This is a genomic window from Tabrizicola aquatica, assembly GCF_002900975.1.
Taxonomy (GTDB): domain Bacteria; phylum Pseudomonadota; class Alphaproteobacteria; order Rhodobacterales; family Rhodobacteraceae; genus Tabrizicola; species Tabrizicola aquatica.
Window position 1 is genome coordinate 1,377,372 of sequence record NZ_PJON01000001.1, and the last position, 20,271, is coordinate 1,397,642.

Annotated in this window: 21 protein-coding genes; 18 read left to right on the plus strand and 3 right to left on the minus strand. The window is 66.0% G+C overall.

Annotated elements, in window-relative coordinates:
- Window positions 1–62 precede the first annotated feature (62 nt).
- On the minus strand, window positions 63–524 hold the full coding sequence (locus CXR42_RS06740; RefSeq protein WP_103256660.1) for an META domain-containing protein: 462 nt from the start codon (window positions 522–524) through the stop codon (window positions 63–65).
- 179 nt (window positions 525–703) lie between these two features.
- Complete coding sequence (locus CXR42_RS06745; protein WP_103256661.1) at window positions 704–1,366, minus strand: TerC family protein; 663 nt, start codon at window positions 1,364–1,366, stop codon at window positions 704–706.
- A gap of 99 nt (window positions 1,367–1,465) precedes the next feature.
- Here CXR42_RS06745 and CXR42_RS06750 point away from each other — a divergent pair, with 99 nt between their 5' ends.
- From CXR42_RS06750 to CXR42_RS06820, 15 genes are all read left to right on the plus strand, one after another.
- Window positions 1,466–2,263, plus strand: coding sequence for a 23S rRNA (adenine(2030)-N(6))-methyltransferase RlmJ (locus CXR42_RS06750; RefSeq protein ID WP_103256662.1), 798 nt, complete (start codon window positions 1,466–1,468; stop codon window positions 2,261–2,263).
- Window positions 2,264–2,272: 9 nt separating this feature from the next.
- Window positions 2,273–2,719 (plus strand): tellurite resistance TerB family protein, encoded by a 447-nt coding sequence (locus tag CXR42_RS06755; RefSeq protein ID WP_103256663.1) that lies wholly within the window; start codon window positions 2,273–2,275, stop codon window positions 2,717–2,719.
- Complete coding sequence (locus CXR42_RS06760; RefSeq protein WP_103256664.1) at window positions 2,716–3,483, plus strand: phosphate/phosphite/phosphonate ABC transporter substrate-binding protein; 768 nt, start codon at window positions 2,716–2,718, stop codon at window positions 3,481–3,483. Before CXR42_RS06755 ends, CXR42_RS06760 begins: the two co-directional genes overlap by 4 nt.
- 103 nt (window positions 3,484–3,586) lie before the next feature.
- Window positions 3,587–4,369, plus strand: a complete 783-nt coding sequence (locus tag CXR42_RS06765) for an ABC transporter ATP-binding protein (RefSeq protein ID WP_103256665.1) — start codon at window positions 3,587–3,589, stop codon at window positions 4,367–4,369.
- Window positions 4,369–5,073: a transporter substrate-binding domain-containing protein gene (locus tag CXR42_RS06770; RefSeq protein ID WP_103256666.1), complete on the plus strand. Its 705-nt coding sequence runs from the start codon at window positions 4,369–4,371 to the stop codon at window positions 5,071–5,073. The genes CXR42_RS06765 and CXR42_RS06770 overlap by 1 nt, the downstream gene beginning before the upstream one ends.
- A 32-nt stretch (window positions 5,074–5,105) precedes the next feature.
- On the plus strand, window positions 5,106–5,825 hold the full coding sequence (locus CXR42_RS06775) for a transporter substrate-binding domain-containing protein (RefSeq protein ID WP_103256667.1): 720 nt from the start codon (window positions 5,106–5,108) through the stop codon (window positions 5,823–5,825).
- A 39-nt stretch (window positions 5,826–5,864) separates the two neighbouring features.
- Window positions 5,865–6,743, plus strand: coding sequence for an ABC transporter permease (locus CXR42_RS06780; protein WP_103256668.1), 879 nt, complete (start codon window positions 5,865–5,867; stop codon window positions 6,741–6,743).
- 70 nt (window positions 6,744–6,813) lie between these two features.
- The gene (locus CXR42_RS06785; RefSeq protein ID WP_103256669.1) at window positions 6,814–7,641 is read left to right on the plus strand and encodes an ABC transporter permease; all 828 of its coding nucleotides are present in this window, start codon (window positions 6,814–6,816) and stop codon (window positions 7,639–7,641) included.
- Between the two features lie 187 nt (window positions 7,642–7,828).
- Entirely contained in the window at window positions 7,829–9,163 is a 1,335-nt protein-coding gene (locus CXR42_RS06790; protein ID WP_103257073.1) for a glutamine synthetase family protein, read from the plus strand.
- A 155-nt stretch (window positions 9,164–9,318) separates the two neighbouring features.
- On the plus strand, window positions 9,319–10,023 hold the full coding sequence (locus CXR42_RS06795; RefSeq protein WP_103256670.1) for a type 1 glutamine amidotransferase: 705 nt from the start codon (window positions 9,319–9,321) through the stop codon (window positions 10,021–10,023).
- Between the two features lie 41 nt (window positions 10,024–10,064).
- Window positions 10,065–11,420, plus strand: coding sequence for a glutamine synthetase family protein (locus CXR42_RS06800; protein WP_103256671.1), 1,356 nt, complete (start codon window positions 10,065–10,067; stop codon window positions 11,418–11,420).
- Window positions 11,421–11,425: 5 nt separating this feature from the next.
- Window positions 11,426–12,727, plus strand: a complete 1,302-nt coding sequence (locus tag CXR42_RS06805) for an NAD(P)/FAD-dependent oxidoreductase (protein ID WP_103257074.1) — start codon at window positions 11,426–11,428, stop codon at window positions 12,725–12,727.
- Window positions 12,728–12,884: 157 nt separating this feature from the next.
- Entirely contained in the window at window positions 12,885–14,816 is a 1,932-nt protein-coding gene (gene dnaG, locus CXR42_RS06810) for a DNA primase (protein WP_103256672.1), read from the plus strand.
- 77 nt (window positions 14,817–14,893) lie between these two features.
- The gene (gene rpoD, locus CXR42_RS06815; RefSeq protein ID WP_103256673.1) at window positions 14,894–16,885 is read left to right on the plus strand and encodes an RNA polymerase sigma factor RpoD; all 1,992 of its coding nucleotides are present in this window, start codon (window positions 14,894–14,896) and stop codon (window positions 16,883–16,885) included.
- A gap of 35 nt (window positions 16,886–16,920) precedes the next feature.
- Window positions 16,921–17,478, plus strand: coding sequence for a hypothetical protein (locus CXR42_RS06820; RefSeq protein ID WP_146038011.1), 558 nt, complete (start codon window positions 16,921–16,923; stop codon window positions 17,476–17,478).
- On the opposite strand, the gene CXR42_RS06825 is transcribed toward CXR42_RS06820, so the two are convergent.
- Window positions 17,466–17,858 (minus strand): rhodanese-like domain-containing protein, encoded by a 393-nt coding sequence (locus CXR42_RS06825; RefSeq protein WP_103256675.1) that lies wholly within the window; start codon window positions 17,856–17,858, stop codon window positions 17,466–17,468. The two genes, CXR42_RS06820 and CXR42_RS06825, sit on opposite strands and share 13 nt — an antisense overlap.
- A 132-nt stretch (window positions 17,859–17,990) precedes the next feature.
- Here CXR42_RS06825 and CXR42_RS06830 point away from each other — a divergent pair, with 132 nt between their 5' ends.
- From CXR42_RS06830 to ribD, 3 genes are all read left to right on the plus strand, one after another.
- Window positions 17,991–18,461, plus strand: coding sequence for a hypothetical protein (locus tag CXR42_RS06830; RefSeq protein WP_103256676.1), 471 nt, complete (start codon window positions 17,991–17,993; stop codon window positions 18,459–18,461).
- A gap of 150 nt (window positions 18,462–18,611) precedes the next feature.
- Complete coding sequence (nrdR, locus tag CXR42_RS06835; RefSeq protein ID WP_103256677.1) at window positions 18,612–19,079, plus strand: transcriptional regulator NrdR; 468 nt, start codon at window positions 18,612–18,614, stop codon at window positions 19,077–19,079.
- Window positions 19,076–20,182 (plus strand): bifunctional diaminohydroxyphosphoribosylaminopyrimidine deaminase/5-amino-6-(5-phosphoribosylamino)uracil reductase RibD, encoded by a 1,107-nt coding sequence (ribD, locus tag CXR42_RS06840; RefSeq protein ID WP_281256713.1) that lies wholly within the window; start codon window positions 19,076–19,078, stop codon window positions 20,180–20,182. The genes nrdR and ribD overlap by 4 nt, the downstream gene beginning before the upstream one ends.
- The last annotated feature ends 89 nt before the right edge of the window (window positions 20,183–20,271 follow it).

Sequence of the window (20,271 nt, forward strand, 5' to 3'; positions counted from 1 at the left end):
ACGGGCGGCAGGGTGTCCTGCCGCCCGTTTTCATTTATCGGGTCCGCACCGTGTCGCGCGGCCTATTCCAGACAGACGGCGACCGAGCCATCCTCGCGCGTCAGCCAAAGTTCCCCCGGGGCCACCACGAAGAACCGCACCTCGGACAGGGCCTGCAGAAAGGCCGCCTCCCGCTCCATCCGCGCCGGGTCCAGGCAGGCCATCTCGGTCGCGGCCAGCGGACCAAGTTCCAGCACACCCGCATCCATCTCGGCCAACCCCGAGAACCGGTTGCAGCCGCCCACGCCTTCGACCTTGCCGTCAAAGCTGACGAACAGGTACATCCCCTCGCCCTGCGGCACCGGCGTGCCGGCGATCAACCTGGGCTCCCAGACCCGGTCCGCGATCCGCCCGACCGAGACCGAGACCGAGACGCCGGTGCCGGGATCACCGTCAAAGCGTGGCGGTGCGGGGTCGTCACAGACCGCCAGTGCGGGGTTGCCCGCAAGGCTGGCGGACAGGACAAGGGTCAGAAGTCGGGTCATGGCGGTCTCCTTCGCAACGGGATCAGCCTGTCACGGCCGGATCGGTCCGCCAAGGCAGGTCCACCCGACCCAAGGAAAAGGGCCGGGACCCTTCCGGCCCCGGCCCTTGGTAACCGCATCCTGAAGGCCCACACCCAACCCCTTGACAGACAAGGGCCGGATAGGCCTGCCCCGTGTGGTCAGCCCAGCTGGCTCAGCACAAAGGGCTCGACCTCGTGCCAGCCCTCCCACATCATCTTCAGGGCGACGTAAAGGATGATGATCAGGCCGATATAGGCGATCCAGCGGTACTTGTTCAGCAGGTTGGCGATGTAGCTGGCAGCCAGGCCCATCATTGCGATCGACAGGGCAAGGCCGATGATCAGCACCGTCGGGTGATCCTTGGCCGCGCCCGCCACGGCCAGCACGTTGTCCAGGCTCATCGACACGTCCGCCACCACGATCTGCGTCGCGGCCTGCCGGAAGGTCTTTTTCGGCGCGTCGTCGGCAATCGCGCCGTCCTTGTCAAGATCCTGGTTGGCCAGGGCCTCCATCGCCTCGATGTCATGCTCATGCGCGCCGGCGCGCAGTTCCTGCCACATCTTCCAGCAGACCCAAAGCAGCAGGATGCCCCCCGCCAGCAACAGGCCGACGATGGCCAGAAGCTGCGTCGTGATCAGCGCAAAGCCGATCCGCATCACCGTCGCCGCACCGATCCCGACCAGGATCGCCTTGGCCCGCTGCTCTTTCGGCAGGCCGGCTGCGGCCAGGCCGATCACGATGGCATTGTCGCCCGCCAGCACCAGGTCGATGCCAATGACCTGCATGAGGGCGACAAAGCCCTCGTATGTGAAGATTTCCATGCCTGTCCCCGTCCGTTTGCGCCGGTCCTACGCCCACAACGCCGGGCCCGCAAGTCGGTTGCCGCTTCCCAAGACCGGGCGGCCGGGGTAGGCAGGCCCATGCTCTCGTACCAACATCTCTACCACGCCGGCAACCTGGCCGATGTCCACAAGCACGCGGTCCTTGCCTGGGTGCTGGACTACCTCACCCGCAAGGACAAACCGCTGTCCTATATCGAGACCCACGCCGGCCGGGGCCTTTATGACCTGGCGGCGGAAGAGGCGCTCAAGACCGGCGAGGCTGCGGCCGGCGTCGCCCTGGCCGAACCGCTGTTCCCCAAGGACCACCCCTACCGCCAGCGCCTGGACGAGACCCGCGCCGCACATGGCCGCGCGGCCTATCCCGGCTCACCCCTTATCGCCGCGCTGGGACTGCGCGAGAGCGACACGATCCACCTGGCCGAACTTCATCCGCAAGAGTTCGCCCATCTCCAGGCCGCCGCCCAGCCCTGGGGCGCGCATGTCCACCGGCAGGACGGGTTCCAGCTGGCGCTGGCGCTGACCCCGCCCACCCCCCGGCGCGGGCTGATGCTGATCGACCCCTCGTATGAGGTGAAGGCGGATTACGAGGCGATCCCGCGCCACATGGCGAACATCCACCGCAAGTGGAATGTGGGCACCCTGATCCTGTGGTATCCCCTGCTGCGCGGCGGCGCCCATGGCCCGATGCTGAAGGCGTTGGAAACCGCCTTCCCCGACGGCCTGAAGCATGAGGTCCGCTTCCCCCCCGCCCGCGACGGGCACCGGATGGAAGGCTCGGGCCTGTTCATCGTCAACCCGCCCTTCGGTCTGGACGCAGAACTGGCCGCGATCACAACCCGGTTCGCCAAGCTTTCCAAACCCGGCCCCAGACCGTAAATATCCCTGATGATCGATATCCTGCGCAAGCTGCTTGCCCCCGAACCCGCCCGCCTGCCGGAACCGGACTCGCGTCTGGCCCTCGCCGCCCTCTTGGTCCGCATCGCCCGCACCGACGGGCTTTACGCAGCTGAGGAGGTGGAGCGGATCGACCGAACATTGGCGCAATACCACGGCCTTGGCCCGTTCGAGGCCGCCCGCCTGCGCACCGAGGCCGAGGAGATGGAGCGTCAGGCCCCCGACACCGTCCGCTTCACCCGCGCGCTGAAGGCCGCCGTCGCGCTGGAAGATCGGGCCGACCTGATGGCCGCGCTTTGGTCGGTGGCGCTGGCCGACGGCCTGCGCGATGCCGAGGAGGACCGGCTGATGCGGATGGTCGCCAGCCTTCTGGGCCTGACCGATGTGGAATCGGCCCAGGCCCGGCAACGCGCGGAACGGCGGGACGCCCGGGAATGATCGCCAGCCTTGCGATGTACGACTTCGGGCCGGCGACGGCCGCGAATGACGAACTGTGGGCGCTGATCCGCGACGGCCTGCGCGCCCGAGGGCAGTCCGCCCCTGACGAGCTGACCCGTGGTGAGGGCGCCTACTGGCCGGCCTGGCAGTCGCCCGACCTCGTCCTGTCGCAGACCTGCGGCTATCCGTTCCGGGCCCGGCTGCATGACCGCGTGGCCTATGTCGGAACGCCCGACTACGGCGTCGATGGCTGCCCGCCGGGCTATTACCGGTCGGTTTTCGTCGCCCGCACCGACGACCCCCGCGACCGGGTTCAGGATTTCACGGGCGCGCCCTTCGCCTTCAACGACGACCTGTCGCAATCCGGCTGGGCCGCACCGCAGACCCATGCGGCGACGTTGGGCCTGACCTTGCGCCCGGTGGCCCGAACCGGCGGGCACCGGTTGTCGGCGCTGGCCGTGGCCGAGGGGCGGGCCGACCTGGCCGCACTGGATGCGGTGACCTGGCGGCTGCTGCAGGACGACCCGGTGGTCACCCGGCTGAAACCCGTGGGCCTGACCGACCCGACCCCCGGCCTGCCCCTGATCGCCGCCCCCAGCCGCGACGCCGAGGCGACCTTTGCCGCCGTTGCCGAGGCCATCGCAGCCCTTGCCCCGCAATCGCGCGCGGCGCTTGGCCTGCGCGATCTGGTCCGCATCCCGGTGGCCGATTATCTTGCCGTGCCCAATCCCCCCGCACCGCTGCCACTTTCGCCGGCCGACTGACCAGATCGCCGCGTCAACGGCCCGCACCTCGGGCAAATCCACGTTGCAATGGCGCGGAATCCCTGCCCTACTGCCGGGCCAGACGCCCCAAGACCCAAGCCAGATGCCACAAGCCCCCTCAGACACCCCGGTCATCGAAATCCGCGACCTGCACAAAAGCTATGGTCCGCTTGAGGTGCTGAAAGGCGTCGATCTGGTCGCCCCGCGCGGCCATGTCGTGTCGCTGATCGGCTCTTCCGGCTCGGGCAAGTCGACGCTTCTGCGCTGTTGCAACCTGTTGGAGGACAGCCAGCAAGGCGAGATCCGGTTCGAGGGCGAGGCGGTCCACTGGCGCGGTCAGGGCCTGCACCGCCACCCCGCCGACCGCGCCCAGGTCACGCGCATCCGCACCAACCTGTCGATGGTGTTCCAGCAGTTCAACCTGTGGTCGCACCTGACGATCCTGCAGAACGTGATGGAGGCGCCGGTCACCGTCCTGCGCCGCGATCCGAAAGAGGTCGAGGCCAAGGCCCGCGAATACCTGGCCAAGGTGGGAATCGCCGACAAGGCCGACGCCTGGCCCGCGCAGCTTTCGGGTGGCCAGCAGCAGCGCGCCGCCATCGCCCGCGCCCTGTGCATGGAGCCGCGCGCTCTGCTGTTCGACGAGCCGACCAGTGCCCTGGACCCGGAACTGGAGCAAGAGGTGGTCCGCGTCATCAAGGCCCTGGCCGATGAAGGGCGCACCATGCTTTTGGTGACGCATGACATGAAGCTGGCCGCCGACTGCAGCGACCACGTCATCTTCCTGCACAAGGGCCTGATCGAGGAACAGGGCCCGCCCGCCCAGCTGTTCGGCAACCCGCAAAGCGACCGCCTGCGCGGCTTTCTGTCGGCCACGGCGGCCTGATGGTCTGCGCCGGCACCATCGCGGGGCTGGTGACCGGGCTGGTCCTGGCCTCGGCCGAGCCGGTGGTGGTCGGCACCGACGCGCCCTTTCCCGACTACACCGCCCTTGACCCGCAAGGCCAGGTGATCGGCTATGAGCGCGACCTGATGGACGGGGTCTGCGACCGCGCCGCGCTTGACTGCACCTGGGAGCTGGCGAATTTCGACGAGCTGATCCCCGGCGTCATGTCGGGGCGCTTTGACGTCGTGCTGGGCGGCATGGCCGTGACCGACGAACGCCGCGCGCTGGTGGACTTCACCCAAAGCTACCACCTGACCGACCCCGAGGAATGGTACATCGGCCGCCCCGGCGCCCCGGCCCCCTCCCAGGCGCGGACTGCCGTCCAGTCCGGCACCGTCCACGAATCGCACCTGCGCCGCATGGGCTATGACCACAGCGTCTTTGCGACCGAGGCCGAAGCCCTGGCCGCCGTCGCGGAGGGCCGTGTCGACCTGGCCCTCGGCCCGTTCTCGACCCGGGCCGATATCCAGGATTTCGCCGCAGCCCGGGGCCTTGACTACCTGTATTCCGAGCTGATCCCCGACGACGGCGTCGCCATGGCCGTCTGCAAGGGCAATCCGCTGCTTGACAGGCTGGACGCAGCACTTGATGCCATGCGTCAGGACGGCAGCATGGCCGCCATCGAATCCCGCTGGTTCCAGTGAACCGGCTGAACCATCCTAGAAGGAGACCAAGGATGAAAAACCTGCTTCTTGCCACCGCGCTGATCGCGGTTTCCGGCGCAGCCTTCGCTCAGGACGTCGTGCGCCTGGGCACCGAGGGCGCCTACCCGCCCTTCAACTTCATCAACGACGCCGGCGAAGTCGCGGGCTTCGAGCGGGAAGTGGGCGACGAGCTGTGCAAGCGCGCCAGCCTGACCTGCGAATGGGTCACCAACGAATGGGACTCGATCATCCCGAACCTGCAGTCGGGCAACTATGACGTCATCATCGCCGGGATGAGCATCACCGACGAACGTGACGAAGTCATCGACTTCAGCCAGAACTACTTCCCGCCAGCCTCCTCGGCCTATGTGGCGATGGCGGCCGATGCCGACCTCAAGGGCGTCGTCGCGGCTCAGGTCTCGACCATCCAGGCTGGCTATGTCGCGGAATCGGGTGCCACCGTGCTGGAATTCGCCACCCCCGACGAATCCGTCGCCGCCGTGCGCAACGGCGAAGCGGTCGCCGTCTTTGCCGACAAGGACTTCCTGGTCCCGATCGTGGCCGAATCGAACGGCGAGCTGATGTTCGTCGGCGAGGAAGTGCAGCTTGGCGGCGGCGTGGGCCTTGGCCTGCGCGAAAGCGACACCGAGCTGAAAGACAAGTTCAACGCCGCCATCCAGTCGATGAAGGATGACGGCAGCCTGAACGCGCTGATCGAAAAGCACTTCGGCGCCGAAGCCGCCAAGTTCTGATCAAAAGGGGCGCGGTTCCGGCCGCGCCCCCGTCCCCAGATGTTCGCAAGCTGCGCCGATCCCAAATCCATCGAGGGCCTGACCTGGGCCATGTGCTACCTGACCTCGGGCAAGCACCTGGATTTCTACTGGTCGTTCCTGACGGTGCTTCTGCTGCTGGCCCTGACCGCGCCGGCCGCGCTGGCCATGGGGTTCGCCGGTGCCACCGCCGCCCGTTCGCGCCTTCTGCCCGTCAGCCTTCTTGGCAAGGGCTATGCCGCCATCGTACGTGGCGTGCCGGACATCGTGTTTTTCCTGTTTTTCGTCATCGCGCTGGACCAGGGGCTGGAATACCTGAAAAGCCTTGCCGTCTGTGAAAACCCCGTCTGGCCCTGGCAGGGGCTGGAGTTCCGCGTCTGCCCCGAGGCGAAGATCCCCTTGGGCAAATCCTCGGCCTTCTGGCATCAGGCCTACGGCTTTGCGCTGGCGGTCTTTACCTTCGCGCTGGTGTTCGGGGCTTTTGCCGCCAACGTCCTTTACGGCGCGATGAATGCCGTCCCCCGGGCGCAACTGGAAACGGCCGAGGCTTACGGCATGTCCCACGGCCAGGTTTTCCGCCGCATCCTGGTGCCGCAGATGTGGGTCTATGCCCTGCCCGGCCTGTCGAACCTGTGGATGATCCTGATCAAGGCCACGCCGCTGCTGTTCCTTTTGGGCGTCAAGGATATCGTCTACTGGGCACGAGAGCTGGGCGGCTCCAAGACGCAGGCCTATGAATACCCGCACCCCGACTGGCGGCTGTGGTATTTCCTGGGCCTGTTGGTCTTTTACCTTCTCTTCACCAAGGTCTCGGAAATCGTGCTGGCGCGCATCTCGGCCCGGCTGAACCACGGCCAGGCCACGGCGGGCGGTGAAGCCCTGCGAAAGGCCGCAGCATGAGCGACCAAAAGTTTTCCAAAACTTTTGCAAATTCCTTCGAAGGAATTTGGCCCGCGCCGGGGGACACCGCATGACCTGCTGGGAGACCGTCCAGGCCTATGCCTTCCGCTCGCTCGGGTTCGGCGAGAACCTTCTGCCCCGGTCCGACTTCACCCTTTGCCAGCAGATCACGCTGATCGGGTCGGGGATGCTCTGGAATATCTATTTCGGCGTCCTCGCCCTGGCCTTCGGCTTTTTCCTGGCCGTCGCCGTGGCCCTTGCCAAATCCTCACCGCGCGCCCTGGTCCGCAAGCCGGCCGAATGGTTCGTCTTTCTCTTCCGCGGCTCGCCCCTCTTCATCCAGTTCTTCCTGGCTTATGAGGCGCTGCAGATGCTGCCCAAGGCCGGAATCAACATTCTGGGGATCACCGTCGAAACCGCCTGGACCACCCGCGCCTGGGCCGGGGCGCTTCTGGTCCTGTTCCTGAACACCTCGGCCTATGCTGCCGAGATCTTCCACGGCGCGTTGAAGTCCATCCCCAAGGGCGACCTCGAGGCGGCCGAGGCCTATGGCATCACCGGCTGGCAGAAGTTCCGCCGCATCCAGTGGCCGACCATGCTGCGGCTGGCCTGGCCCGCCTATACGAACGAGGCGATCTTCCTGTTCCACGCCACGACGCTGGTGTTCTTCTCGGGCTTTCCGGCCTTTCGGCAGATGGGCGACGCGCTCTATTACGCGAACTACTTTGCCGACAAGACCTTCAACCCCTTCGTCCCCTACCCGATCGTCGCGGTCTATTTCATCCTTCTGACCCTGCTGGTCACCTGGATCTTCGCCGTGGTGAACCGGCGGCTGAACCGGCACCTGCCGTCGAATGTCAAAAGCAGAATTCGCTTGCGTCCGCAGTTGATCCGGTAGTAGGCTACTTTTGATCAAATTATCCGGGCACCCGCCCGGACCCCGTGGAAATGCCGAAAAGAAGGCCTGCGGGGGAAGGCGATCGAAACCAGGGGAAGGACCAAGGGCATGGTCCCATCCTGCGCATCAGGCGGGCACATCCGTGCCCCGGGCGCGGGGATCGTGCCCTTCCTGTTTGAACATGACGATGAAGGATTGGCTTAGAAAGCACCCCGACGTGCGGACCATTCGCGTGGCCGCCGTCGATCTGAACGGCCAGGCACGCGGCAAGCGCGTCCCGGCCCGGTTTGCCGAGAACGTGGTAAAGAACGGGACCCGTTTCCCGTTCTCGGTCCTGAACCTCGACATCTGGGGCGAGGATATCGATGACAGCCCGCTGGTCTTTGAACAGGGCGACCAGGACGGCGTCCTGAAACCGACCGAGCGCGGCTTCATGCCGATGCCCTGGCTGGAGGCGCCGACCGCCCTTTTGCCGATCTGGATGTTCCGCGAGAACGGCACACCGTACGAGGGCGACCCGCGCCACGCGCTGAACGCTGTCGTCCAGCGCTACAAGGCCAAGGGTCTGACCCCGGTCTGCGCGATGGAGCTGGAGTTCTTCCTGATCGACGACAGCGGCAAGACTATGCAGGTCCCCGCCAGCCCGCGCAGCGGCAAGCGCCGCAAGGCGGCCGAGACTCTGTCGATCCGCGCGCTGGATGCCTTCGACACCTTCTTCACCGACCTCTACGACGCCTGCGAGGCGATGGACATTCCGGCCGACACCACCACGTCGGAAACCGGCCTGGGCCAGTTCGAGGTCAACCTGATGCATTGCGACGACGCCCTGCGCGCCGCCGATGATGCCTGGCTGTTCAAGATGCTGGTCAAGGGCCTGGCGCGCCGCCACGGCTTTGCCGCCAGCTTCATGGCCAAGCCCTACATGGAATATTCCGGCTCGGGGCTGCACACGCATTTCTCGGTCCTTGATGCCAAGGGCGACAACATCTTCGACAGCGGCGGCCCGAAAGGCACCGCGCAACTGCGCCACGCGGTGGCCGGCTGCCTGGCGGCGATGAATGACTCCACGCTGCTTTTCGCCCCGCATTTCAACAGCTATGAGCGTCTGGTCCCCGACAAGCACGCGCCCACCGCCATCTCCTGGGGGTATGAGAACCGCACGGCAGCCATCCGCATCCCGGCTGGCAACCCTGCCGCCCGGCGGATCGAGCATCGGGTGGCCGGGGGCGACGTGAACCCCTACCTCATGCTGGCCGCGATCCTTGGCGCTGCGCTGACCGGGATCGAGGACGAGATGGAGCCGCCACCCCCCGTCACCGGCAATGCCTATGCGATGGACCTGCCGTCGATTCCGGCCAACTGGGAAGCCGCGATCGAGGCGTTCGAACATTCGGACATCCTCTATCGCTTCCTGCCCAAGGAACTGATCCGCAACCTGGTGCAGACCAAGCGGCAGGAACTGCACTACATCGCCGAGCTTTCGGCGGAAGAGCGGCTGGAACTTTACCTCGACACCGTCTGACCGCTCCTCGTTCGACTGCGTCTCCTCGTCGCGAAGCCCGCGGCGAGGAGAAGGCGAAGCCGCACGACGAGCATCCCCAACTCCCCCATCCCCAACTCCCCCCTTGACCGCCCCCACCCTTCGCACCCACCTTGAGGAAAACCAAAGGGATCAAGATGCAGATCGGCATCCTCCAGACCGGCGAAAGCCCCGACGCGCTCCGCGACCAGGGCGATTACCCGGATTTCTTCGAGACGCTGCTGGCCGGCCGCGGCCTGACCTTCCGCCGCTGGGCCGTCCTGCACAATGACTTCCCGTCGGACGTCCATGACTGCGACGGCTGGCTGATTACCGGCTCGCGCCACGGCGCCTATGAGCCGCACCCCTGGATTCCGCCCCTGGAGGACTTCATCCGCCGCGCCTATGCCCAGCATGTGCCGGTGGTCGGCATCTGCTTTGGCCACCAGATCATCGCCCAGGCGATGGGGGGCCGGGTCGAGAAATATGCCGGCGGCTGGTCGGTCGGCCCCACCGAATACGACTTCGGCGACCAGACCTATACCCTGAACGCCTGGCACCAGGACCAGGTGGTGCAAAAGCCCGAGATGGCCAAGGTCCTTGGCTCGACCGCGTTTTGCGAGAACGCGGCCCTCCTCTATGACGACCGCATGTTTACCGTCCAGCCGCACCCAGAATTCCGCAAGGAGTTCATGGCGGGGCTGATCCAGCACCGGGGGCCGGGTCTGGTCCCCGACGCGCTTCTTGCCGATGCCACCCAAAGGCTCGACACGCCCACCGACAGCCCGTCGATGGCCGACCGGATCGCGGATTTCTTCCTGACCCACCAAGCCAAATCTGGGGCCGAGAAGCTCCGCGCCTGATCCTTCGGCCGCGGGGGCCACCCCCCAACAATGTGTGACATATGTCCAAATGGACCGATCAGCTGCCGCAGGCAGCGCGTGACTACATCGGCAACCGCCGGGTAGACGAAGTCGAATGCATCATCGGCGACATCGCCGGTGTGGCGCGCGGCAAGGCGATGCCGGCCGCGAAATTCGGCAAGCAGACCAACTACTTCCTGCCGAACTCGATCTTCCTGCAGACGATCACCGGCGAATGGGCCGACAACCCCTTCGACGCCTTCACCGAACCCGACATGATCCTGGAACCCGACTGGTCCACCGCCACCGCCGCCCCCTGGACCGCGGATGTGACGCTGCAGGTCATCCACGACGCCAAGGACCAGCAGGGCAACCTCGTCCCGTTCAGCCCCCGCAACGTGCTGCGCCGCATCATGGACCTCTATGCCGCCCAGGGCTGGCGCCCCGTAGTCGCGCCCGAGATGGAATTCTTCCTGACCGCCCGCAACATCGACCCCAACATGCCGGTGATCCCGCCAATGGGCCGCTCGGGCCGCCGGGCGGCGGGCAAGCAGGCCTATTCGATGTCCGCCGTCGACGAATACGGCAAGGTGATCGACGACATCTACGACTATGCCGAGGCGCAGGGCCTGGAAATCGACGGCATCCTGCAGGAAGGCGGTGCCGGCCAGATCGAGCTGAACCTGGCCCACGGCGACCCGATCCGCCTGGCCGACGAGGTCTTTTTCTTCAAGCGCCTGATCCGTGAGGCGGCGCTGCGCCACGACTGCTTCGCCACCTTCATGGCCAAACCCATCGCCGGGGAGCCGGGGTCGGCCATGCACATCCACACCTCGGTCGTGGACACCAAGACCGGCAAGAACATCTTCGCCGGTCCGAAAGGGGTCGAGACCGAAGCCTTCATGCACTTCATCGGCGGCTTGCAAAAGCACCTTGGCGCGGCCGTGGCCCTGTTCGCGCCCTACGTCAACAGCTACCGCCGCTACGTCCCGGACTTCGCCGCACCCATCAACCTGGAATGGGGCCGCGACAACCGCACCACGGGGTTGCGCATCCCGATCAGCAGCCCGGCCGGCCGCCGGGTGGAAAACCGCCTGCCAGGCATGGACTGCAACCCCTACCTTGGCATCGCCTCCACCCTCGCCTGCGGCTATCTTGGCCTGATGAACAAGACGCAGTCGCGCCCCGAATTCACCGGCTCGGCCTATATCGATTCCGAGGATATTCCGGTGAACCTTGGCGATGCCCTGGACCTTCTGGACGAGGACATGGCCCTGAAAGAGGTGATGGGCGTTGAGTTCGTCAAGGTCTACGACAGCGTGAAGCGGAACGAATACAAAGAGTTCCTGCAAGTCATCAGCCCGTGGGAGCGGGAGCATCTGCTCTTGAACGTCTGATGCGGCTGAACCTTCTTCACGCGAACGACCGGCGGGGCGAATACCCCGCCAGCTACTACGCCGCGACTGCCACCCCGCTTGACCGTTTCCCGGTCCTGAAGGGGCAGCAGCGCGCCGATGTCTGCGTCGTCGGCGGCGGCTACACCGGGTTGTCGGCGGCGCTGCATCTGGCCCAGCGCGGCTTTGACGTGGTCCTGCTGGAGGCGCACCGCGTCGGCTTCGGCGCTTCGGGCCGGAACGGCGGACAGGTCGGCTCTGGCCAGCGTCAGGACCAGGTCTGGATCGAAAAGACTGTCGGCCGCGAGAACGCCCACCGGCTCTGGGATCTCGCGGAAGAGGCGAAAGCCCTGGTGAAATCCCTGATCAGCGACCACGCCATGCCGGTGACCTTCCACCCCGGCATCGCCCATGCCTGCCGGTCGGACGCCGAGGTCCGCGACACCCACGCCTATGCCGAGAAACTGCGCCGCGACTATGGCTATACCCATCTGGAACCGCTCGACCGCGCGGGCATCCGTAACCTGATCGGCTCGACCCAATATGTCGGCGGCGAGATCGACCGCGACGCGGGCCACCTGCACCCGCTGAACTATGCCATCGGCCTTGCACAGGCCGCCGCGAAGGCCGGGGTCCGCCTCCACGAGTTGTCCGAGGTCCACCGCGTGGAACCCGGCCCGCGCCCCGTGGTCCGCACCGCATCAGGCCATGTCGACTGCGCGACGGTGATCCTGGCCGGGAACGGCTACCTGGGCCAGCTTTCCCCAAAGGTCTCGGCGAAAGTCATGCCGATCAACAACTTCATCCTCGCAACCGAACCTCTGGGAGAGGCTGCGAAAGACCTCCTCGCCGAACCCGTTGCCGTCGCCGACACGCGCTTCGTCGTCAATTACTGGCGCCTGTCCGAGGATAACCGCCTCCTCTTCGGTGGCGGTGAGTCCTACGGCTACCGCTTCCCCGACATCCTCAAGACCGTCTCGAAACCGATGCTCCAAGTCTATCCGCAACTGGCGAAAACCCGGATCACCCATGCCTGGGGCGGAACGCTTGCGATCACGGTGAACCGGATGCCCTGCTTCACCCGTCCTGGCCAGAACATCCTGTCCGCCTCCGGCTACTCCGGCCACGGCGTCGCGATGGCGACCCTTGCGGGCAAGCTGATGGCCGAGGCCACGGCGGGCCAGATGGAACGCTTTGACCTGATGGCAAGCCTGCCCCAGCACCGCTTCCCCGGTGGCGCGGCCCTGCGCTGGCCGCTCCTTGCCACCGCGATGACCTGGTACGCGATGCGCGACCGGCTGGGCCTCTGACCACCCCCGGGGGCGCTTCGCCCCCCGGCCCCCCCGAGGATATTTGCGGACAGAAAATGGAAAGTCACCTGCCATTTTCTGTCGAAAAATATCCCGGGGGTCCGGGGGCTGGCCCCCGGGGGCTGCACAGGGCGCGCGATCTGGTATAAGCGGGGGCATGTCCCTGCCGAACGGATTCCTCGACGAGCTGCGCACCCGCGTCACGCTTTCTTCCATCGTCGGAAGGAAGGTCACCTGGGACATGCGCAAGTCGAACATGGCCAAGGGCGATTTCTGGGCGCCTTGCCCGTTCCACCAGGAGAAATCGGCCAGCTTCCACGTCGATGACCGCAAGGGCTTTTACTACTGCTTCGGCTGCCACGCGAAGGGCGACGCCGTCACCTTCGTGAAAGAGTCCGAGAACCTCGGCTTCATGGAAGCGGTCGAAATCCTGGCCCGTGAAGCCGGGATGCAGATGCCCGCCCGCGACCCCAAGGCGGCGGAGAGGGCCGATCGCCGGACCCAACTGCAGCAGGTGATGGACGAGGCCGTCAAGTTCTTCCGCCTGCAGCTGAAAACCAGCGCCGGGGCCGAGGCGCGCGCCTATCTGTCCCAGAAACGCCGCCTGAGCGAGGCCGCCTGGGACCGCTGGGACATCGGCTGGGCGCCGTCCAGCCGCCACGCCCTGAAGGATGCGCTGGCCGCCAAGGGCGTCGCGCCTGACCTGATGGTCGCCTCGGGCCTGATCGCCAAGGGTGACGACGGCAGCCTCTACGACCGCTTCCGCGCGCGCATCATCTTTCCGATCCGCGACCCGCGCGGCCGGCCGATCAGCCTGGGCGGCCGCTCGCTCGACCCGAATGCGCAAGCCAAATACCTGAACGGCCCGGAAACCGAGTTGTTCGACAAGGGCCGCAGCCTTTTCAACCACTCCCCCGCGCGGGAAGCGGCGGGCAAGGGCAAGCCGCTGATCGTCGCCGAAGGCTACATGGACGTGATCGCCCTGTCCGAGGCCGGCTTCACCGCCGCCATCGCCCCCCTTGGCACCGCCGTCACCGATGAGCAGTTGCGCATGATCTGGCGCATCGCGGACGAGCCGATCATCGCGCTTGATGGCGACAACGCCGGCCTCAAGGCCGCGCAGCGGGTGATCGACCTGGCTCTCCCCCTGCTTGAGGCAGGCAAGGCCCTGCGCTTTGCGATCCTGCCCGGGGGCATGGACCCCGACGACCTGATCAAGGCGCAAGGCGCGCCCGCGATGCAGGCGGTGCTGGACCAGGCCCGGCCCATGGTCCAGCTTCTGTGGCAGCGCGAGACCGAGGGCCGCGTCTTCGACAGCCCCGAACGCCGGGCGGCCCTGGACAAGACCTTGCGCGGCCACCTGGCCCGCATCGCCGACCCCTCGATCCGCAGCCATTATGCCGAGGAGATGAAGCGTCTGCGGCTGGAGCTGTTCGGCACCGGCCAGGCCCGCCCCTTCCAGCCCGGGCCCTTCCGCCCCCGTGGCGGCAAGTTCGCCCCGCCGGGTGGCGCCCTGGCCACCACCCGCTCGTCCCTGCTGGCCCAGGCCCAGGGCGCGGTCGAAGAAAGCCTGCGTGAAGCGGTGATCCTGGCCACCCTGATCCTGCACCCCGCGCTCATCCACCGGTTCGAATCCGCGCTGGAACGGCTGGACCTGACCGAAGCCGACCACGACCACCTGCGCCACCTGATCCTGACCGGCGCCGATTGCGCCGATCTGCACGCCCGCATCCGCGATACTGCGCCCGCGGCCCTTGACGCCCTGCTTCAGCGTCCCCATGTCGCCATCGCACCCCCGGTGCGAAACCGCGAGGACGACGATCTGGCTGCGCTTTGCCTGGCGGAAGAGTTGGCCAAGCTTGAAGCCCGCCGTGGCGCCCGACGCGAGATCGAAGATGCCATGGAGGATTTCGAAGGCCTGCCCGACGAGGGACTGACCTGGCGCCTGACCAAGGCCGCCGAGGCGCGTCATCGCTCGGAACATGGGGCCGCCCGCGACAGTTCAGACCTGGGCGAAGACCGCACCGCACTGTCAAGACATCTGCAATCCCTGATCGATAGCCAGGTCTGGGTCAAGAAAAACCGCTGATTCGGCCTTTCAACTGGTCTGATTCGCGTTATTGATTCGACCAAGCCTCGCCCGATTCGCGCCCCTTAGGAGATTCCATGGCCCTCAAGGACAACGACGACGCCAAGCCCGAAGCGGAAGAACCCGATGTCTCGCTCGACATGAGCCAGGCTGCCGTCAAGAAGATGATCGCCGACGCCAAAGAGCGCGGCTATATCACCTACGAGCAGCTGAACACGGTCCTCCCGCCCGAGCAGGTGTCCTCCGAGCAGATCGAGGACGTCATGTCGATGCTGTCCGAGATGGGCATCAACATCATCGAGGACGAAGAGGTCGAGGAAGGCGAAGCCCCCACGGGTGAGTTGGTCGAGACCTCCACCAGCCGCGAGATCGCCGTCGCCGGCGCGACCACCGAAACGCTGGACCGTACCGACGACCCGGTGCGCATGTATCTGCGCGAGATGGGCAGCGTCGAGCTTCTGTCGCGTGAGGGCGAGATTGCCATCGCCAAGCGGATCGAGGCCGGCCGCAACACGATGATCGCGGGCCTGTGTGAATCGCCCCTGACCTTCCAGGCGATCATCATCTGGCGCGACGAACTTCTGTCCGAAGAGATCCTTCTGCGCGACGTGATCGACCTTGAGGCCACCTTCGGCCGCAGCCTGGACGGCGAGGAAGACCTGGACGGCCCGCCGCTTGACGACGTGGGCGTCGGCGAAGCAGCCCCCCGCCGCGCCTCCAGCGCCGAGCCGGAGTTGGACGCCGACGGCAACCCGATCCTGCGCGAGATGGACGAGGACGAGGATGACGAGTCCGCGAACATGTCGCTGGCCGCAATGGAAGCCGCGCTGAAGCCGCGCGTGCTGGAAACGCTGGACCTGATCGCCCGCGACTATGACAAGCTGGCCGACATGCAGCAAAGCCGGATGGACGCGACGCTGTCCTCCTCGCAGCGGTTTTCCACCGCCGACGAGGCCGCCTATCAGAAGCTGCGCTCGGAAATCGTGCTTCTGGTCAACGAACTTCACCTGAACAACAGCCGGATCGAGGCGCTGATCGACCAGTTGTATGGCATCAACAAGCGGATCATGTCGATCAACTCGGGCATGGTGAAGCTGGCCGATGCCGCGCGGATCAACCGTCAGGAATTCATCCAGGAATACCAGGGGTATGAACTCGACCCCTCCTGGCTGGACCGCATGTCACAGAAGGCTGGTCGCGGCTGGCAGGCGCTGATCGAACGCAGCCGCGAGAAGGTGGAGGAACTGCGCAACGAGATGGCGCAGGTCGGCCAATATATCGGCGTCGACATCAGCGAATTCCGCCGGATCGTGAACCAGGTCCAGAAGGGCGAGAAAGAGGCGCGTCAGGCCAAGAAGGAAATGGTCGAGGCGAACCTGCGTCTGGTGATCTCCATCGCCAAGAAATACACGAACCGCGGGTTGCAGTTCCTTGATCTCATTCAGGAAGGCAACATTGGCCTGATGAAGGCCGTGGACAAATTCGAATACCGCCGGGGCTACAAGTTCAGCACCTACGCGACCTGGTGGATCCGTCAGGCGATCACCCGGTCGATCGCCGACCAGGCGCGGACCATCCGTATCCCGGTCCACATGATCGAGACGATCAACAAACTGGTCCGCACCGGCCGCCAGATGCTGCACGAAATCGGCCGCGAACCGACGCCCGAGGAGCTGGCCGAAAAGCTCCAGATGCCGCTGGAAAAGGTCCGCAAGGTGATGAAGATCGCCAAGGAACCGATTTCCCTGGAAACCCCCATCGGGGACGAGGAAGACAGCCAGCTTGGCGACTTCATCGAGGACAAGAACGCGATCCTGCCTTTGGACAGCGCCATTCAGGAGAACCTGAAGGAAACCACGACCCGCGTGCTGGCTTCCCTCACCCCCCGTGAGGAACGTGTCCTGCGCATGCGCTTCGGCATCGGGATGAACACCGACCACACGCTGGAAGAGGTCGGCCAGCAGTTCAGCGTCACCCGCGAACGCATCCGCCAGATCGAGGCCAAGGCGCTGCGGAAGCTGAAGCATCCGTCGCGGAGCCGGAAACTGCGCAGCTTCCTGGATCAGTGACACGCGACAAATGGGCCCTTTTGGGAGTGGGACTGGTGCTGCTGGCACCAGTCCTTCTGCTTTCCAGAAAGTACGTCCACTTCCTGCCTGCCCCCTGGTGGCAGGATACGGCCTTCACACCATCGCTGATCCTCGCGATCCTGCTGCCCGCCGTCTGGCTGATCCGCCGGCTTGGCGAGGCTGACGGCCCCAGCCGCTCCCCCTCTGGTCTTCCAGACAACTTCTGGGTCTTCAGGATCCTCCCGGCCTTTGCCGTCTTCGGGCTGATCTTCATCACCGGCTACATCACCCTGCCCGGCGTTGCGGCACTGGCCCTTGGCGGCCCCATCACCCAGCAAGTCACCGCGCAGATGAACTTCGTCGGCAGCGTCGACGCACCCTCAAGCGGCTGCCGCTACAAGGCGGTGATCGCCGACCGGATGGACAGTCTTTATGGCCGGCTGTGCTTTGACAGCCGGGAAGACAAGACGGCGGCTCGTTCAATGGGGCCGAAAGCCATCATCGACCTGCACGGCTGGGGCAACAGCTTCGGTATCTATTACACCGCCACCACCCCGGTCGGCCCGGCCGGTCCCCAGCCCTACATCCCCTGATCCAGCGGCTCCTCCACCGGCCCGCCGCCCTCTTTCCAGTCCTTCAGCCCGCCCAGGTTGTACACGGTCTGAAACCCCATCTCCTGCAACAGCTTCCCCGCCAGCGCCGCCCGCCCGCCCGAGGCACAGTGCAGGATCACCGGCCGGTCCTTGCGCAACGCGGGGTCGTGATAGGGCGACTCGGGGTCCGCCCGGAACTCCAGCATCCCGCGCGGGATGTGGTGCGAGCCTTCGGCGCGGCCGGTCTTGTCCAGCTCTGGCGCATCGCGGATGTCCAGCAGCAGCGCATCCTTCTCGGCCATCATCGCCCGCGCGGCTTCGGTGTCGATCCGCAGAACCTCGGCATTGGCACTGGCAAGCATGTCCTTGACCGTTTTCATCTGATGCTCCTACCCGTTGACCAGGCCGCCAGCATGCGCCCGACCCCCGCCCCACGGCAAGCCGGCATCGCGCCTTTCCCTACCTTGCGCGCCGGTTCCCGCCGCCGCACACTCGGGCCAAAGGAACCCAGCATGCGCACAGCCCTTCTCCTCACCCTCCTCGCCGCCCCCGCACACGCGGCCTGCCAGGGCGACGAGGCTTTCTCCTGCCAGATCGGCGCCAAGACCCTGCAGGTCTGCTACTGGAAGGGCATGCTGACCTACAGCTTCGGACCCGAGGGCAAGCCGGACCTCTTCCTGAACGAACGGCTGGAGACCGTGGCCTTCACCCCCTGGCCCGGCATCGGCTCCTCCTTGTGGGAAACCGTGGCCTTCCAGAACGACGGCTATACCTACGAGGTCTGGACCAGCGTCGAACGCGACCCCGAGGCGACCGAACCACGCTCGGGCGGGGTTCGCGTCCTGCAGGGTGACCAGACCGTCGCTGACCTGATCTGCGACCGCGGGACCGCCACGCCGATGGATACGCTCTACGACCTCAAGGCCGGGATCGGCCAGTGCTGGGACATGAACGCGCAGGCCTGGACCACGACCTGCAACTGATCTGAGTCCGCGCCGCCACACCCCTGCCCCCATATCCAGTGGCCTGAATATAGCCCTTCCCCAAATCCAAGCCCCTGCCCTATAGTCTGTGGCAGGGACCGGGGGGAACACCCGGCCTTGAGGCAGGAAAACCATAGCAAGGAGGGGCCGATGCGCTGCCCATTCTGCGGCAACATCGACACGCAGGTGAAGGATTCACGCCCGGCCGAGGATCACGTCTCGATCCGCCGGCGTCGGTTCTGTCCGGCCTGCGGCGGCCGCTTCACCACCTATGAACGCGTCCAGTTGCGTGACCTTGTGGTCATCAAATCCTCGGGCAAGCGCGAGGATTTCGACCGCACCAAGCTGGAACGCTCGATCCGCATCGCGATGCAGAAGCGGCCGATCGACCCGGAACGCATCGACCAGATGATCAGCGGCATCGTGCGGCGGCTGGAATCCTTGGGCGATACCGACATCCAGTCCAAGCAGATCGGCGAGATCGTGATGGAGTCGCTGGCCCGGATCGACACCGTCGCCTACGTCCGTTTCGCCAGCGTTTACAAGAACTTCCAGGCGGCGGACGACTTTGACCGCTTCGTCAGCGAACTCCGGCCCGCCCCGGCCACCGAAGAGTGAGCGACCCCGCCCAGGATCGGGCCCATATGGCCCACGCCCTGCGCCTTGCGGCGCGGGGTCTTGGCAATGTCTGGCCGAACCCGGCCGTCGGTTGCGTTCTGGTTCGTGACGGCGTGATCGTCGGTCGCGGCTGGACCCAGCCGGGCGGCCGCCCCCATGCCGAGGTCCGCGCCTTGGAACAGGCCGGGCCCCTGGCCGAGGGTGCCACCGCCTATGTCACTCTCGAACCCTGCGCGCACCACGGCCAGACTCCGCCCTGCGTGAATGCCTTGATCGCGGCCAAGGTGGCCCGTGTCGTCACGGCGCTGACCGACCCCGATCCCCGTGTATCGGGCCAGGGCCATTTCATTCTCCGCGTTGCCGGCATCGCCGTCACAGAAGGCGTGCTGGAAACCGATGCCACCGCTCTCAACGCCGGCTTCCTGAAACGGGTGACCCAACGCCTCCCCTTCGTCACCCTGAAACTCGCCGCCTCCCTCGACGGCCGCACCGCCACCGCCACAGGCGAGTCCCGCTGGATCACCGGCCCCGAAGCCCGCCGCAAAGTCCACGCCATGCGCCTGAGCCACGACGCCGTCATGGTCGGCTCCGGCACCGCGCTGGCCGACGACCCCGACCTCACCGTCCGCGACATGGGCGCAGTGAGGCAACCCGTCCGCATCGTCTTGGACCGCAGCCTCAAACATTCCCCCGAAAGCCGCTTGGGCCGCACCGCCAAGGACCACCCGGTCTGGCTCCTCCACGGCCCCAACGCCCCCGAACCGGCCCGCAAGGCATGGCTGGCGACAGGAGCGACGCTACTTGAGATCTCTGAAACCAACGGCCACCTCGACCTGCAAGCCGCCCTGCAAGCACTGGCCCAGAAAGGCCTCACCCGCATCCTAAGCGAAGGCGGCGCGACGGTTGCAGCGGCGCTGGTGAAGGCGGGGCTGGTGGATGAATTGGCGTTGTTCAGTGGGGGGGTACTGATCGGATCAGAGGGTCATTCGTCATTGGGGCCACTTTCGCTTCTGAAGTTGGGAGAAGCCCACCGACCTGTCCTGCGTGAGGCTGCGGCACTGGGGCAAGACACCCTGTCCCGCTGGGCTTTTACCCATTCCTGAGCGAACCGTAAGCCGATTCAGGTTGGGTTCATTACTCGATCCGCGCCCTGATCCAGGCCCACAGCCTATCCCCAAGAAATATGATGAAT